This window comes from Paenibacillus cremeus, from assembly GCF_007786445.1.
GTDB lineage: Bacteria > Bacillota > Bacilli > Paenibacillales > NBRC-103111 > Paenibacillus_G > Paenibacillus_G cremeus.
In genome coordinates this window covers 23,288-39,183 of record NZ_VNJI01000042.1, presented here as the reverse complement: position 1 = coordinate 39,183, position 15,896 = coordinate 23,288, and the positions used below count along the sequence as shown (strand labels likewise).

12 protein-coding genes and 2 pseudogenes are annotated in these 15,896 nt (G+C 44.7%); 9 read left to right on the top strand and 5 right to left on the bottom strand.

The window, feature by feature from the left end; all coding sequences use genetic code 11:
* Window positions 1–270 precede the first annotated feature (270 nt).
* Window positions 271–1,557 carry an IS110 family transposase gene (locus FPZ49_RS25400; RefSeq protein WP_144852443.1) on the top strand — a complete coding sequence of 429 codons (1,287 nt, stop codon included), beginning with the start codon at window positions 271–273 and terminating at the stop codon, window positions 1,555–1,557.
* A gap of 1,144 nt (window positions 1,558–2,701) precedes the next feature.
* Here the strand turns inward: FPZ49_RS25400 and msrA (FPZ49_RS25395) are convergent.
* The gene (msrA, locus tag FPZ49_RS25395; protein ID WP_144852441.1) at window positions 2,702–3,229 is read right to left on the bottom strand and encodes a peptide-methionine (S)-S-oxide reductase MsrA; all 528 of its coding nucleotides are present in this window, start codon (window positions 3,227–3,229) and stop codon (window positions 2,702–2,704) included.
* Window position 3,230: 1 nt separating this feature from the next.
* Window positions 3,231–3,467, bottom strand: a pseudogene (locus FPZ49_RS25390) (peptide-methionine (R)-S-oxide reductase); the annotation flags it as partial.
* Window positions 3,468–3,965: 498 nt separating this feature from the next.
* Between FPZ49_RS25390 and FPZ49_RS25385 the strand changes: the two are divergent.
* From FPZ49_RS25385 to rpmJ, 4 genes and pseudogenes are all read left to right on the top strand, one after another.
* Window positions 3,966–4,685, top strand: a complete 720-nt coding sequence (locus tag FPZ49_RS25385; protein WP_144852439.1) for a DUF421 domain-containing protein — start codon at window positions 3,966–3,968, stop codon at window positions 4,683–4,685.
* A gap of 260 nt (window positions 4,686–4,945) precedes the next feature.
* On the top strand, window positions 4,946–5,236 hold the full coding sequence (locus FPZ49_RS25380; protein WP_144852437.1) for a site-specific integrase: 291 nt from the start codon (window positions 4,946–4,948) through the stop codon (window positions 5,234–5,236).
* Between the two features lie 190 nt (window positions 5,237–5,426).
* Window positions 5,427–6,342: pseudogene (msrB, locus tag FPZ49_RS36475) on the top strand (peptide-methionine (R)-S-oxide reductase MsrB).
* Between the two features lie 733 nt (window positions 6,343–7,075).
* Window positions 7,076–7,189: a 50S ribosomal protein L36 gene (gene rpmJ / locus FPZ49_RS25370; protein ID WP_144852435.1), complete on the top strand. Its 114-nt coding sequence runs from the start codon at window positions 7,076–7,078 to the stop codon at window positions 7,187–7,189.
* 103 nt (window positions 7,190–7,292) lie between these two features.
* On the opposite strand, the gene FPZ49_RS25365 is transcribed toward rpmJ, so the two are convergent.
* Window positions 7,293–7,853 (bottom strand): hypothetical protein, encoded by a 561-nt coding sequence (locus FPZ49_RS25365; RefSeq protein WP_144852433.1) that lies wholly within the window; start codon window positions 7,851–7,853, stop codon window positions 7,293–7,295.
* A gap of 618 nt (window positions 7,854–8,471) precedes the next feature.
* Here FPZ49_RS25365 and FPZ49_RS25360 point away from each other — a divergent pair.
* The 3 genes from FPZ49_RS25360 (at window position 8,472) to FPZ49_RS25350 (ending at window position 12,678) form a co-directional block, all read left to right on the top strand.
* The gene (locus tag FPZ49_RS25360) at window positions 8,472–9,392 is read left to right on the top strand and encodes a hypothetical protein (protein WP_144852432.1); all 921 of its coding nucleotides are present in this window, start codon (window positions 8,472–8,474) and stop codon (window positions 9,390–9,392) included.
* A 271-nt stretch (window positions 9,393–9,663) separates the two neighbouring features.
* Complete coding sequence (locus FPZ49_RS25355) at window positions 9,664–10,920, top strand: hypothetical protein (RefSeq protein WP_144852430.1); 1,257 nt, start codon at window positions 9,664–9,666, stop codon at window positions 10,918–10,920.
* A 1,170-nt stretch (window positions 10,921–12,090) separates the two neighbouring features.
* Window positions 12,091–12,678 (top strand): WGxxGxxG-CTERM domain-containing protein, encoded by a 588-nt coding sequence (locus FPZ49_RS25350; protein WP_144852428.1) that lies wholly within the window; start codon window positions 12,091–12,093, stop codon window positions 12,676–12,678.
* Between the two features lie 1,265 nt (window positions 12,679–13,943).
* On the opposite strand, the gene msrA (FPZ49_RS25340) is transcribed toward FPZ49_RS25350, so the two are convergent.
* Both msrA (FPZ49_RS25340) and FPZ49_RS25335 read right to left on the bottom strand, forming a co-directional pair.
* On the bottom strand, window positions 13,944–14,471 hold the full coding sequence (gene msrA / locus FPZ49_RS25340) for a peptide-methionine (S)-S-oxide reductase MsrA (protein WP_144852426.1): 528 nt from the start codon (window positions 14,469–14,471) through the stop codon (window positions 13,944–13,946).
* A gap of 2 nt (window positions 14,472–14,473) precedes the next feature.
* On the bottom strand, window positions 14,474–14,755 hold the full coding sequence (locus FPZ49_RS25335) for a peptide-methionine (R)-S-oxide reductase (RefSeq protein WP_144852424.1): 282 nt from the start codon (window positions 14,753–14,755) through the stop codon (window positions 14,474–14,476).
* A 463-nt stretch (window positions 14,756–15,218) separates the two neighbouring features.
* Between FPZ49_RS25335 and FPZ49_RS25330 the strand changes: the two genes are divergently transcribed.
* The coding region (locus FPZ49_RS25330; protein WP_144852422.1) for a DUF421 domain-containing protein at window positions 15,219–15,896 on the top strand (678 nt) is incomplete at its 3' end.

The following is a 15,896-nucleotide window of genomic DNA, read 5'->3' as shown; positions in this document are numbered from 1 at the left end:
CAGACATCGTACCTTGCGAAAATCTCAAAATGAGAGGCATCTGGTTAAACAGGCAGAAGGAACGTTTTGAAAGGCCTGTAGATCGAATGATAACCACTTTAGACGAACTTTACGGACATATTTCATGAGATTCTCTTCGGAATGACTGCACGTTACACTAAACATTCCTGTATAGCCTAAGAATTGGGCTTTGTCAAAAAAGGAGCGCCTCGGTATGATGGGTTTGTCCACGGGTTCAAAACCCAACACCATCAAGGAGGCGCTCTTATTATGAAATTTAAGCAATCAGACGGACAAAATCAACGGATAGAACGAATTACCACTTCCCATCTTGTTGTAGGAATTGATATGGCGAAGGAAGTCCACGTAGCCCAAGCTACGAACTTTCGTGGGATCGTACTTTCTAGTAGGCATCTTTCTTTCAAAAACACCATTGAAGGCTTCGAGAAATTACAACGGTGGATCGACGGATTACAACAGAAACACCGATTAAAGAGTCTTATAATCGGAATGGAGCCCACAGGCCACTATTGGTATAACTTAGCCAATTGGCTTGATGACGAAGGGATAAATGTTGTCCTAGTAAATCCCGCAACTACGAAGCGAAACAAGGAAAATCGCGATAACAGCCCTTCTAAGAGTGATCCGAAGGATGCACTTGTCATTGCAGACGTTGTTAGTCGCGGCTACTACTATAATTACACACGCCAGGCAACCAATTTCCAAAGAATACGTACCATTATGAGCGATCGCGAATTTTGGGTCACGAATAGCGTTCGGCTGCAGAATCGAATTATCCGCTGGCTTGATATGCGTTTCCCTGAATATACGACGGTATTTAAACATTGGACCTGTCCACGATCAATAGCGACCCTCAAAGAATTTCCTTCCCCGCTAGAACTTAAAGATCAATCGACAGCGGATGTAATTACACGCTGGAGAAACCATATGAAGCGAGCTGGTGGTTCAACTGGTATTCAGAAAGCTGCCGAACTCATCTCTCACGCTAGCAAGAGTGTGGGGGATACAACGGCACTCGAGGATGCAAAGCAGGATCTCCAACGCTTAATAGACGAGTACGAGCGCATCGTCGATATATTAGAACAAATTGAAAAAGACATTGCAACCGTACTCGATGAGATTCCAATAGCAAGCCAGCTAAGATCTCTTAAAGGGCTGGGGCCAATCTATATTGCAGCCATTCTGTCAGGTGCAGGTGATCTAAAACAGTATGCCCATGGACGACAATTACTACGAAGGGCTGGGTTAAACCTCGCTGAAAGCATGTCGGGAAAACGAAAAGGGGAAATCGTAATCTCGAAAAGAGGAGATGCCAAACTGCGGAAATATTTGTATCTGGCTACTCTTACATTGGTGGGGACCAATGCTGTTTTCCGACAGTTGCATGAAGAAAATGTCCAAATAAAGCATATGAGTAAACAGCAGTCGGTGTTTAAACTGCTTGGGAAGTTGGCGCGGGTTCTAGTCGGTATGGTTCAGCGTGATGAGTCGTTCACTCCTGAAAAAACGATCCACAATTACACTCAAGCTGCGTAAGATTTATTAAAACGTGAATTGAGTCATTCGCAGGATTTCAGAAAAAGAAAGCACGGAGGACCGAGTTCGTATCCGATAAGGGCTTTGACCCATCCGCTAAACGCTATCGGTCTCCACACCTTGGATAAGTGTTACGAAGGAATGTTAGGGCAGGGACCCGTAGAGCCGTGGGATGGTAAACTTCCAGGGTTATTGTGGAGGATACGTGCAGCAGAGTATAATTGGGGAAATGTTCCAAAGCGTTCGTTTCTTCTATTTCGGCATGCCCAAAACACAAAGTTTACGGGTAAAAAAGCTCTATTTCCTACGGACCACTGCATTCCAACGTGAGAAATCCTGCGAATGACTGAGTATACGTGAGATAAACCCTTAAAACCGAGGGACGGATACGCTATTTTAATAATAATAACTCACCGCTAGAAGCTGTCGCTGATTCATTCATCGGCAGCTTTGCAACGTTAAAGAGCAGTCTAATTCAATCTTGTATTCAGGTCAACTAAGACAGCTGATGATTTCGTTGAGAACGATGAAGCTAAGTCAATTATTCTGTGGGATGGTGTATCGGATATTGGAGTGATTGCAGATATAGACAAGAAATTGATTGAGTTCATCTAAACTCATGATTACGCTAACTGGCAGTTTTGTTTAATGGTTTGGGGCGGCACAAAAGGTTTAAAATGGATTAAGTCGAGTGTAATTATGGGGAGATAATTTGGAAGGAGGTAAGATTATCACTACAAAAAAGCAGCTTTATGTTGGATTCATCGCCTTCCCCACACTAATATTGTTATCTTGCTTAACCATAATCGAGACTTCATATTTAATCGTTAGGATTGTTAATTTAATTATAATAATAGCCTTATCTGGTAGTTTAGGAGCGTTCATAAGAGAAGTCTTTGTTTGTTTTGAGAGAGAAGGAAAGGGCAAATAAGTAATTGAACTCCCTAAAAATGATTCCGTTTCCTCACTCAGACTCATGAATTCGCAGGATTTCACCCTGTAGTTAGAATGAAGAAGGGACAGAGGCAGCTTATCGATGAGGTCCACCGGTACATTCACTTTTACAATCACAAGCGGTTTTAGAAGAAATTAAACAACCTTAGTCCGGTGGAGTACCGAACTAAGGCTGCTTAATGCTCTTATTTCATTGTTCTCTACTTGACGGGGCACCACCGGCCTCCCGCGTGGGAAGAACCCAGTTGGGGCGCGGGAAGTGGCAGGTGTAGCCGCTAGGATAGCGCTCCAGATAGTCCTGGTGCTCCGGCTCTGCTTCCCAGAAATCGCCGACAGGCGTCACTTCGGTAACGACCTTGCCCGGCCACAGACCCGACGCGTTCACGTCGGCGATCGTCTCCTCCGCCACCTTTCTCTGCTCGTCGCTCGTATAGTAGATCGCCGAACGGTAGCTTATGCCGATATCGTTGCCCTGACGGTCTCGCGTCGTAGGATCGTGGATTTGAAAGAAATACTCCAGGATGCGCCGGTAGCTCGTCTCCGCTGTATCGAAGACGATTTCGATCCCCTCCGCATGAGTGCCATGGTTGCGATATGTCGCGTTCGGAGTGTCACCTCCAGTATAGCCGACGCGAGTCGAGACGACGCCGGGAAGCTTGCGGATCAAGTCCTGCATTCCCCAGAAGCATCCCCCAGCGAGTACAGCGCGCTGATGCATGTTAAACCTCCTCAACCTGATCGAGATATTTGCCGTAGCCCTCACTCTCCATGTCGTCGGATGAATGAATCGGAGCGACGCGGAATCGATGAAAGGCGATTACACGGGCCATCCGGGAAGACGTGACTGAGATGGCTGTCGCCGTGAGTGGATCTAACCTCGGTCCTTATCATCCCATGGGAGGTGTCCGCAATTCGTTGATGTTTGCGGAAACGATCGGCTTCGTGAAACCTGGCCACTCAAAGGAGAACTAGACCTAATCTGCATTTAGGTGATCTCTCGAAGCTCCATGTCTAAGATGTCCCATATCCGTCATTTTTATGGATCGTTATTAAACGCTAACGTCTCCGTAATGATCATCTATTCCTGTCTATTACTTTATTTTCTGCTGACAACTGTAAGTAAGGGTTCATTTCCCGTATCCCGTTCATTTACAGTAAGCTGTAATGACATCAAGTTCTTGTCATTTATGGCATCAGGTTCTTGTCATCCGACAGATCCATCGCTTTTGTTGCGTTCGACTCTGTTCATTGAACAAACGGACAGTAGAAATGTAACTGAACACTGTTTTCTGTTACATACATTTCTACCCAAGTGGGTAAATTACCCAAGAGGTGAAAGCTCCAGTTGCCCCGAAAAACACGATGAAGTTAAGAGCTGATCACTGACCTACACAAATTATCTGGAACATTCAGATAACAATAATTGCTGGACATAACAAGCAAGTATCAAAGAGGTGAGGAACATCGAATGGTGGTGGACGGCCGTATCGGCGATTGGGGCTTATCTTTACCTGCATCTGATTTGCCGAATCCTTGGTCGTAAGGTATTATCGCAGTTCAATTTCTTTGATTTCGCTTCGGCCATTACGATTGGCGCACTGACAACCGAAGTAGCGATTCCAACGAATGAGTGGAAAAGGGCTGCCGTCGCACTCGGCATTTTCACCGCTCTTACCTTAACGCTGGATTACTTTATCCAGAAGTCCCCTGGTCTCCGTAGTTTCGTAAATTCCAAACCCAAAATGGTCATATACAAGGGGCAAATCGATTCCCAACAACTGCGCAAAGCAAGGTTGACCCTTGATGAGCTGCTAACAATTCTTCGACAAAAAAATGTATTTCATCCAGGCGATGTCTACTGTGCCATACTTGAGACCGATGGGCAGCTATCCGTCCTGCCTAAATCCGACAAGATGCCACTCACTCTGGGCGATCTGAATCGTAAGCCTCCGGAGAAGGGGATGATGAATGATGTGATCAAGGACGGTAACATCATTACTGAAAACCTCCGCCATGCCGGATATGACGATAAGTGGCTTCAAAAGAAGCTCCGTGAGCAAGGAATACAGAGCATCGAGGAAGTGTTCTATGCAGGAGTCGACGGCCAAGGAGCATTGTACGTTTCGACTCGAGATAGGGCCGGCATTGAGAGTGGTAATATTTATATTCAATAAAAGTGGAAGAGGGAGAAGCAACCAGCAGCTCATGGTTGGTTATTCCTTCCTTTTGCTTCATGCTTTTCTACGGAAATCCAGCAAAATACGTAAACGGAGTATGATGTTCAGAATATAATCCTTATTCGAAAGTTGATTTGAGCGCAAACGTGGAGCTAACGGATTACAGTAGTTCAACAAATTTAATACGATTACACGGATTAACCCCTCCCAAACATAGTGAAGCTAATAATAAATAGCCTTGGGAGGGGTTTTGTTTTATGAAAATGACTGGTCTCTGGACGTTGTATGAGGACGATATACGCATTCTGGGTCTTAGTCCGTATACGTTAAAAGCTTATTCCCTACAGTTTAAAGTGCTGGTCCGCGAGATTGGAAACCTAAACATCGAAGAAGTGTCATTTGAGTTTCTAAGAGGATATTTGGCAAAGCAGTCACAACATTTAAAACCGAGCAGTCTAGGGAACCGTATCCGGTTCCTTCGATCTCTGTTTCGGTTTGCATTTGAAGAAGGACTTACAACAAACATTGACTGTCCACGTTGGATATAGGCAATGAATGGTTAGATGAAGTGAAGACGGAGTTGATAATTTGTCCAGCCGGCTGTGGATCATTGTAATGTAGCATGTTTTTTCTTAAATCTTCGTCATCTTGGATATTGAAGAATGAGGTGTTAAGGTGAACGGCATAAACGATAAACATAATGAATTAGCTACTTTCGCTGGAGGGTGCTTCTGGTGTATGGTATCGCCGTTTGAGGAAATGCCGGGCATCATCAAGGTTGTTTCCGGCTATACGGACGGTCACAAGGAGAATCCTACGTATGGGGAGGTTTGCTCCGAGACTACGGGACATAGGGAAGCGGTGCAAATTACGTTTGATCCGGAGGTTTTTCCCTATGACAAGCTGCTGGACATTTATTGGCAGCAGATCCACCCGACTGATCCGGGCGGGCAGTTTCACGACAGATGAGAATCCTACCGGACAGCGATTTTTTACCATAATGAGGAACAGAAGAACAAGGCAGAAGCATCGAAGGGAAAAATCGCCGAGAGCGGCCAGTTCAACAAACTGATTGTGACGGATATTTTACCGGCACAAACGTTCTATCCTGCAGAGGATTATCATCAGAACTACCATAGAACCAATTCGTTCCGCTATCAAACGTACCGCAGAGGTTCCGGCAGGGATCAATTTATTGAACAGAATTGGAAGCCCAGGAAGGACCTAGCGCAATTAAAGCAGAAGCTGACGCCGATGCAACATGAAGTGACTCAAAATAACGGCACAGAACCGGCATTTCATAACGAATATTGGGATCATAAACAAGAAGGGATATATGTGGACGTTGTTTCGAGTGAGCCACTCTTCAGTTCGCTGGATAAATTTGATTCGGGCTGTGGATGGCCTAGCGATCGGAGAGTCTCGCTTGACGGAAAAGCTTGATCAAAGTCATGACATGATTCGTACCGAGGTGAGGAGCCAGAAAGGGGATTCCCATTTGGGCCATGTCTTTGCCGATGGACCGAAGGATAAAGGCGGGTTGCGTTATTGCATTAACTCGGCAGCGATTCGCTTTATTCCTAAGGAGGATCTGGTAAGGGAAGGATACGGGGAATACCTTAACTTGTTTGAAAATGTTTCTACGAAGGACTAAGTTTTATGAGATCCGTAGTTAATTCCAATACAGAGTACGTAGAAACTATGTACTTTCGATGATGCAATGCCGCCTTGGTTCAAACAGTCGGTCTTACGGCTTTGGAGCGGTATCGCTTTATTGGCTTGCGGAGCCTGGCTTGTCGTTTTCTCCAGATTTATGGAAAGGCGTTATAATTGCATACACTGCTTATTTGAAGGAAGGGCAGATGACACAAGATCCTGAAGTTTGAGAACCGAGAATATGTAATCGGACCCGAGCTTATCACAAAACGCCGCATTGCCGTCTTATTTTACTCAGACGGTGATGCGGTCTTTATTATACGTTATTCGGTTAACACGAAGGTGGCACTTTGTCATTTTGTTACCCTATGTTGTTATCTCTCAATGATATATTACTTTTTGCTGTGCTATGGGCATCAACTTAAGGGAAACTTGGAACGCCTTTATCTGACTTCCTAAAACCACTCGACACCACCTGTTCGGCGACATAAACATTATGCAAATCTCCACTTCTCATTCGAGCCCTCCATAAATTCTACCTGAAGATGCTGCTATAATTACGACAGGTTCAGGTTGTTCTAAATAGACAAGGACTTTGTTTATCAAACTGTTCTTTGCAAGATTCGAGCACCCTGACATCCTCGTTTCCAGTAGTTATCAGTTGATTACAGATGGATTATGATATAATCTATATATCTATTCTCTTTATTATTATAGGGAGGGAAACTATAATGAAAATTAGACCATCTGTAAAACATATATGTGAAAAATGTAAAACGATTAGAAGAAATGGAAATGTCATGGTGATCTGCGACAACCCAAAACACAAACAAAGACAGGGCTAATCATTGGCCTTCAAGAGAACACTGTAGCATAAACTACAGTGTTTTCTTTTTATACGTCAATCAAAAATTCAATGGTTTTCTAGCGCATAACTTGAAAACATTGCTATCCAGCATACTCATCATTATCATCACGCCCATAGATTTCTTTTATATCTGCTTGTTCTCCTGTCTTTTTTGCTACCTTTTCGTTTCCTTCCAATAATTCATAATTTTTCTTAATTATTTTCGACACTTCTTTGACTTCGCCGCCATTAAATATCTTATCGATGTCACTCATTTCCATCACCCTCTGAAGCTTCGCGATTTCGTCACGCAAACGCTCCAATTCTTCAGTCTGCTGTTTCACTACTTTCTGTAAATCAATAATCACCAGTTCCTGAGCTACTATTGTCGCAGTTCGGTTCGAGAGAGCTTCGTCGTGATGAATGGAAAGCTCAAGTCGTTCTGCCGCCTCCGTCTTTATCATTCCAATGAACAGATCTAGGTTCCGTCGCGTATAAAACTCTAGTTCTTCTATCTGCTTTGCATAACTGCTGCAGTCACTTTCCTTGAGTTGGTTTAAATTGTACAACGTTGCCAAATGCTCTATGAACGCATCTCGAGTCTCTAATCCGCAATCCGCCGCCAGCTGTTTAAGTTTTTCCTTCAGTTCCGGGCTAATCATATTCGCCTCTTCTATTGCTATTCATTCCCGCTTCCTTATTATATGAAAGGTTAACCTGGATTACTCAGTTACCCAGCGGCAATTCCAATTAACAATAACCCGAACTCCTTATAGCGTTCGGGTTACATTATAGGATGAACAATAATTAATTCAGAATAGCACTATCCTTACGAAACTGGCTTTGCAGCTCCGCTACATTCATTTCATGTGGCGTAATGCCAGACGTACGGCCATGCCTACTGCTGTTCCCGCCGGATGCCCTGTTGCCATGCTCGCTGACTGTTTTCCAACGGGGTTAACAAAGAACTTGTCCGGATGGGGGATGACTATTCTGCCGCTCGTATTAGACTTGCTTGCTCCCCCAGCATTAAGGTCATTTCCGTGTGAGATCTAGCCAGAGCCGCTTGAGTAAACTTGGACTCAAGACGGTTGGGCACTTAACACATCCTGTAATTGCGGATAAGTTTAGGTGCGATTTTGATGAACTTTTCTTTGACGCTAAAACATGAACATATAACATATCAGCATAGCCGTAGTTTGTTCAATAACAGCCTGCCCGTTATAATGTGGCGGGCTGTTGGAATCTAACGGTAAACATTGTGAATGTTCAGAAAATAAATGGACGTTTGTGTTGAAATTTTTTGCACACGCTATTTTGTGGAAAAGATGGGAATAATGAATGCAAGAAAGGATGAACCAAGAATGCAGCCATTACTTAAAGAGCTAGAGCAGCTTATTACCGATCTAAAGCAGAAAGAGCAGGCAGCTATCTTCACGGTTCCGGAAGAGGTTATAGTCAGCATTAAAAAGTCCAGAAACCTAGAAAATTTATTGCTTGATATACTAAATACAGTTCAAGGCAGCAGCGGGGTCGACATTGTCAATATTTTGCGCAGGGAGTTTGGTATAAGCAAAATTCTTACCGACCGATTCGTTAAGTGGGCAGCGCACAGTAAGGAGCAATTAGCGGACGCGCTTCACGACGCCATCGACCGGGCGGAAATTCGCGCCGGCAAGCAGGGGTTGTTCTTCACCGGTTCCCCCGTTAAGGAAGAAGCTACAGAAGCGCTTGCTCTGCTGAAAGAAATCGCTCATGCTGCGGTGAGGCTGCAGTTCAACTCGCGTTACGCTGGGCCAGATGTCTATGTTGATTTGCAAGAAAATCTTCTTCGTTTTCATGAGCTTCCGAACACCTTCCCGGATAGCGGTGTCGTGAAGTACAGAAGTTTGCTATCCGAAAACCGGCTTTTTGCAATGTCCGGGAAGGATCAACAGATTACAGAGGCTTTGAAGGCGAGTACTCGGGCGTGGTACCAGCGTTCATCTTTAGCTTTTCTGGAAAACAGGGAATGGTACCCGGATTACGACTATGTTAAAGCTTATTTATATTTATTGACGGTGGAACAGCTGGAGCGGCTACGCGATGATTTTATCCGATATATCGGCGAGGAGTTCACCAAGCTCAAGGCAAAACCGGAACTGCATAGGGCCGAATCTTTGAAGTCCATGCTGGAGACAGCGCTCGGCTGGTCGGTGTAGGCTTACATGATACGTTGAGTCGAATCGGCGAAGAGTACATGTTTGTGTCGCGTAAAACGAACATGTATGTGCTTTGTGATCCCCGTAATTTGGAGATTTTTTATTTGAAAGCGCAATTTTTGTGTCGCTAAGTCACGTCACGACATAAACATATGTATTTCAGCGCGGAGCGGCGGGAACAAAGAAAAAGCTCCCCATACTATATAAGCATAGAGAGCATGATTAACCCCAACATTATGGTACATCCCATGGGAAACAGGTGATCTAAGGAATGATGAAGAGATATCCACTTTTGATGAAAAGTGTTCCTTACAACACGAATATTTTGCATCCATTAAATCCTTGGATACCTTTATGGTGGTCGGCAGCCTTTCCAGGATACGGACACGCTGTTATGAACAACTTATTAATTGGCTACATTCTAGTTATCTTTGAATTTATAATAAATAATCTTGCAAAGGTTAATCAAGCTATATATTATTCCATGATCGGGGATATCCAAAGTGCAAAAGACGTAATCGATCTTCGCTTTTTTTATTTATATATTGGAGTATACATTTTTACCATGTTTGATTCTTATCGAAGAGCTGTAGATCTCAATAATAATTATGTGTTGTCCTACAGAAAAACGAAAACAACGGACACAGCCTCTATGTCTACATTTAGTGTAAACACATTGAACAAGGTAAGTCCATCGGTAAGTCTATTCTGGGAAATGTTGATGCCAGGGCTAGGTTCATTATATTTGAACCAAGTGTTCAATTTTTTCTTCAGTTTGGTTACGTGGGTAATAACTATTACTTTTTCACGTTTTTACGTGGGATTATTTTATAGCTTGACCGGAGATTTTGCAAAAGCAATAGAAGTTGTTAATCCTCAGTGGTTTTTGTTTATTCCCTCTATTTATGGTGGATTTTTATATCATTGCTACTGGGAGGCTGTAAAAAGTAACAAACATTATAAACTATCCCAAGCTAAGCTTCTGGTTTCTGACTATCAAAATTCATTCGAAACCCCATTCCATTCGGAGAGAAAGGGAGAAGATATGTATATTGTTGCATCCTACGAACATTCAGCTTCTGTCGAAATCGCATTAACTGAACTAGAACAGAATGGGGTGAAGAAGTCTGATATTCTTGCTTTGCCCCTACAAGTTCGAAATAAAAAGACCAGGTTGTTTGATAATGCTCATTACTCGGACGGTGTAAGTTTTGTGGATCTGGCAACCATTTTGGGTTCCATTTTCATGCTATTGGGTGGAATTTACGGTTTTGTCCTTAAGCTTGGCCCTGTGTTATGGGCATTGATCGGACTGGTCGTAGGAGGAGTTCTTGGTTTTTTAATAAAACTGATCGCGGTCAAAAAAATGCCCACAATCGATTTGTTTGGTCGAATTAAAGCAACAGAAGTCTTTTTGATGGTAAAGTGTTCCGAAGGAAACGATGAATTAATTAAGGATATCTTATTGAAGAATAAAGCGTTAGGCGTTAATAATTACAATGAAAGTACTCCCCAGATTAATCTTTAGTAAAAGAAGGTCAATGTAAGGGACTTCATTAGAGAAGTCCCTTACTCCTTAACTCCCATTTACGTAAGATCCACCTTTACATTTCAAGTATACATCTAATCCCCAATATTCTTTCTCCCACATTTCTGCATCCCAATTTCGCATTTAACTTCTTACAATTCGCCAAATCCAAATGGATCGATTCCTTCTTCTTTGTAAGCGTCACATAACCTCAAGCTTGCCCGAGAAGATGTTGGAGCGGGAAATCTGGAAACTTCAGAACGATCTTGCTCGCTTCGACTTCTACATTGAGGGAAGCCGGACACTCGATGCAACCGAGCACGGCGTTACATGGATTTCGCCTCGACAGGCATGGACAACTTTAAGTAATATACTGTATCTCACGAGGGTTGTCTTAAAAGGAAAATCGGGTTTTCAGTTTTTTTTGCAAAAGTATCCGGAAGAATTTAGGAGGAGGAGGCAATGTTGAGTATTGAACTAGAGAGGGCAAGAAAAGTACAGCGGTACCTACATACAGTTTACGGCTGGAGCCCCGATCTAGACGATCTGCTAAAAGAACCAAGATATAAACGCATCTGGGCGTGGTGGATGGCGCTTGCTTACTTTAACGAGGATAACTTTTACACTAAATTGGAATGTACCGGAAATTCGCGAAGAATTTATCAGCGTTATGAGTAGTGATTTGAAGCTAGAATCCTACCTGCGTCGGGATGGAGTATGGGTAAAAATTCATGAGATGACAGAAGAAAAAATATAATTGGGATGGAATGAAGGCTTGCCCTTCGATATCTAATATGTCAGAGCTATCGATCAAAAAGAGAGTTTTCGAGATAATGCAGAATTTATTTGGAAGATGAAAAGAGCTAAGATCTAATAATCAGAGCAAGAAATCAAAACAAAACTGCCGTCCCCCTTCACCCGAAGGTAAGGTAGTCTTGTTTATGTTTTTTATACCTTAATCTCTCTACAGTGAAATGCTATCTCATCGGCATTCGAATCGTAATTCATCTCGGCCCCGCCGTTGTCGGCGTGATCGGATCGAGCAAATTTTCCTATGATCTATGGCTGCTTCTCCAAAATGCGGGGAGGATAAGAACAATGCCGGACGTCCAAGCTATGGGGCAAGCACAATACAAATCTCATGCGTCAGAAGGGAGTATATGCGAACGGATGAATAAGTTTCGTAAAACGGTACTAGCTTTCGCGGTTACAGCGACTTTCTGCGTGGGTGGTCAGGCGTTTGCCGAAATGGAAACAACGAGCACTCCAACGACGACATATGGTATCGGGACAACCGGAGCTTATGGTACTGGGACTTATGGTACGATTCCTTCCACCGGTGCGACGGGAATTGGCACGGGAAGTCTTACGGGATCTCCGGGGGGGTACAATCCCGCCTCGGGAACCTACGTACCGGCACCTGGCTATGGTACGACTAGTACAATTACTTCGACCGGAACAACGGGGACTACAACCGGTACAAATACAGGAACAACAGGAACCGTTGCAAACACCGTTCGCAATTACTCCTATAATATGCTCGACCGAATGCATACCAATACCAATGTAAATACGGGCTACGGCTATGGCGGCAACTACGACACAAGCACTTATCGCACGAACGCATACCGAACTAACAATTATACGGCCAAAGCGACTACAGGTAATGGCTACAATTGGGGCTGGCTAGGACTCCTCGGACTGCTGGGCTTGGCCGGAATGCGGGGACGCAACCGCGAAGAGCGTGAAGTAAGGTAGCTGTAATGAATGTAAGGCTTCCAAACTCCATGGGGAACTGAGCAAATTGGTAGGCGATTCAGATGCATGAAAAAAATAGAAAAATTCAAATGCGACAAAATAATTGGCAACATCCAAAACCACAGGCGACTTGAGCTGTTCAGTGAAATTCGAAGGGGCCATGGTGGCGTTAGGATTCCCGTTCACCAATACCGCGAATCTGCCCCTCAATAAAGGTGCAGCCACGAAATCCAGTAATTTAGTAGGCCGTCAGCCGGCATCACGCCATCGTGATTAGCCCTTAAAAAGCCCCAACAAAGGGGACTGGAGACTCGGAGCCGGCACGAGCTTGGATTAATTGTGAATGATCACTGGATTGGAGTTAATTAAAAGTGCGATTTTTCCTGTGTTCTAAGCTTCCCCTTCCATATGAAAAGAGGCTGTCCACCGTAATCCTAGATACGGTTGGTCAGCCCCATATACTATTCGACCGGTAACCCCCCAGCCACTCGAATTATTTGGCGGGTGAGTCATTGCTTCGCATCAGCCCGGCCATCAGCCGAATAATTCTAGCCCCGGCCGCGGCATCAACCAGTACATTCTTTGCTGCGGGTCCGTGTCCAAATCGAACAGCAGCATCGGAAATCTAATAAATTACTGGAATGACAGAGCAAATTCGGCTGAAGCCAGATCCAAGGAACTCGTTATCGAATTATCAGAATTACAGAAAAACTTGATCAGATTGCAACCATATTGGCTCCAACTCCTCATAATTGAAGCGGGTCGTCGCTTAATTTGGCTATAAGTGCTTCATCTATCCTCATCATCGGCATACACGAGTCCAGTGAAGCTGGAGAACTCACTGGTGATCTCTCCTGTCAAAGCAAGGCTTTCGGCCTCATGCATATCGACGAATCGAACCTTATTTGTGTGGACATGCAGCTCCAATCCTAAGATGCCTGAGCCAAGGATTGAAATGAGATCGGCATCATTTAAGGTTCGGATCGCCGACCGTTTAGCGCTGTAGACCCGGGTAGTCCGGAAGGGGAGTTATTTTCACGGAGTACCTTGAAAGCGGCCACCTTGGAGAAGTCTGGGATCGTGCCGCTTGTATGGGTGAATCGCCATTTGCTGTCTTTCATTTCCTCCAAGTAGACAAAACCCTTGTCGCCGGCGTCCTTTCCACATACTAATTTATGCATTAGCGAATATAAATCATTATCTTTTGCAAATTAAACAACCTTAGTCCGGTGGAGGCAGAACTAAGGCTGCATAGTGCTCTTATTTCATTCTTGTCTACTTGACGGGGCGCCACCCGCCTCCCGTCTGGGAAGGACCCAGTCGGGGCGCGGGAAGTGGCAGGTGTAGCCGCTAGGATGGCGCTCCAGATAGTCCTGATGCTCCGGCTCTGCTTCCCAGAAGTCGCCGACAGGCGTCACTTCGGTGACGACCTTGCCTGGCCACAGACCCGACGCGTTCACGTCGGCAATCGTCTCCTCCGCCACCTTTCTCTGCTCGTCGCTCGTATAGTAGATCGCCGAACGGTAGCTTGTGCCGATATCGTTGCCCTGACGGTTCCGCTTCGTAGGATCGTGGATTTGAAAGAAATACTCCAGGATGCGCCGGTAGCTCGTCTCCGCTGTATCGAAGACGATTTCGATCCCCTCCGCATGAGTACCATGGTTGCGATATGTCGCGTTCGGAGTGTCACCGCCTGTATAGCCGACGCGAGTCGAGACGACGCCGGGAAGCTTGCGGATCAAGTCCTGCATTCCCCAGAAGCATCCCCCAGCGAGTACAGCGCGCTGATGCATTTTTATACCTCCTCAACCTGATCGCGATATTTGCCGTAGCCCTCGCTCTCCATGTCGTCGTCGCGAAGGATGAATCGGAGCGACGCGAAATTGATGCAGTGAAGGCCACCGCGATTAGCAAGGCCATCCGGGAAGATGTGACCGAGATGGCTGTCGCCGTGAGTGGATCTAACCTCGTTCCTTATCATCCCTTGGGAGGTGTCCCACAATTCGTTGATGTTTGCGGAAACGATCGGCTCCGTGAAGCTTGGCCACCCAAATAGGACTAGACCTAAGCTGCATATCGGTGATCTCTCGAAGCTCCATGTCTAAGATGTCCCATATCCGTCATTTTTATGGATCATCATTAAACTCTAACGTCTCCGTAATGTCATCTATTCCTGTCTAATACTTATTTTATGTTGACAACTTTAAGTACGGGTTCATTTCCCGTATCCCGTTCATCTACAATAAGCTGTAATGACATCAGGCTCTTGTCATTTATGGCATCAGGTTCTTGTCATCCGACAGATCCATCGCTTTTGTAGCGTTCTACTCTGTTCATTGAACAAACGGACAGTAGAAATGTAACTAAACACTGTTCTGTTACATACATTTCTACCCAAGTGGGTAAATTAGCCAAGAAGTGAAAGCTCCAGTTGCCCCGAAAAACACGTTGAAGTTAAGAGCTGATCACTGACCTACACAAATAATCTGGAACATTCAGATAACAATAATTAACGGACATAACAAGCAAATATCAAAGAGGTGAGGAACATCGAATGGTGGTGGACGGCTGTATCGGCGGTTGGAGCTTATCTTTTCCTGCATCTGATTTGCCGAGTCCTTGGTCGCAAGGTATTATCGCAGTTCAATTTCTTTGATTTCGCTTCGGCCATTACGATTGGCGCACTGACAACTGAAGTAGCGATTCCAACGAATGATTGGAAAAGGGCTGCCGTCGCACTCGGCATTTTCACCGCTCTTACTTTAACGCTGGATTACTTTATCCAGAAGTCCCCTGGTCTCCGTAATCTCGTAATTTCCAAACCCAAAATGGTCATATACAAGGGGCAAATCGATTCCCAACAGCTTCGCAAAGCAAGGTTGACCCTTGATGAGCTGCTAACAATTCTTCGCCAAAAAAATGTATTTCATCCAGGCGATGTCTACTGTGCCATACTTGAGACCGATGGGCAGCTATCCGTCCTGCCTAAATCCGACAAGATGCCACTCACTCTGGGCGATCTGAATCGTAAGCCTCCGGAGAAAGGGATGATGAATGATGTGATCAAGGACGGTAACATCATTACTGAAAACCTCCGCCATGCCGGATATGACGATAAGTGGCTTCAAAAGAAGCTCCGTGAGCAAGGAATACAGAGCATCGAGGAAGTGTTCTATGCAGGAGTCGACGGCCAAGGAGCATTGTACGTTTTGACTCGA

What these genes read in the sequence shown, in the direction of transcription:
- FPZ49_RS25400 (WP_144852443.1), top strand. Translation starts at nt 271, where the DNA reads ATGAAATTTAAGCAATCAGACGGACAAAATCAACGGATAGAACGAATT.
- msrA (WP_144852441.1), bottom strand. Translation starts at nt 3,229, where the DNA reads ATGCATCAGCGCGCTGTACTCGCTGGGGGATGCTTCTGGGGAATGCAG.
- FPZ49_RS25380 (WP_144852437.1), top strand. Translation starts at nt 4,946, where the DNA reads ATGAAAATGACTGGTCTCTGGACGTTGTATGAGGACGATATACGCATT.
- rpmJ (WP_144852435.1), top strand. Translation starts at nt 7,076, where the DNA reads ATGAAAATTAGACCATCTGTAAAACATATATGTGAAAAATGTAAAACG.
- FPZ49_RS25365 (WP_144852433.1), bottom strand. Translation starts at nt 7,853, where the DNA reads ATGATTAGCCCGGAACTGAAGGAAAAACTTAAACAGCTGGCGGCGGAT.
- FPZ49_RS25360 (WP_144852432.1), top strand. Translation starts at nt 8,472, where the DNA reads ATGGACGTTTGTGTTGAAATTTTTTGCACACGCTATTTTGTGGAAAAG.
- FPZ49_RS25355 (WP_144852430.1), top strand. Translation starts at nt 9,664, where the DNA reads ATGATGAAGAGATATCCACTTTTGATGAAAAGTGTTCCTTACAACACG.
- FPZ49_RS25350 (WP_144852428.1), top strand. Translation starts at nt 12,091, where the DNA reads ATGAATAAGTTTCGTAAAACGGTACTAGCTTTCGCGGTTACAGCGACT.
- msrA (WP_144852426.1), bottom strand. Translation starts at nt 14,471, where the DNA reads ATGCATCAGCGCGCTGTACTCGCTGGGGGATGCTTCTGGGGAATGCAG.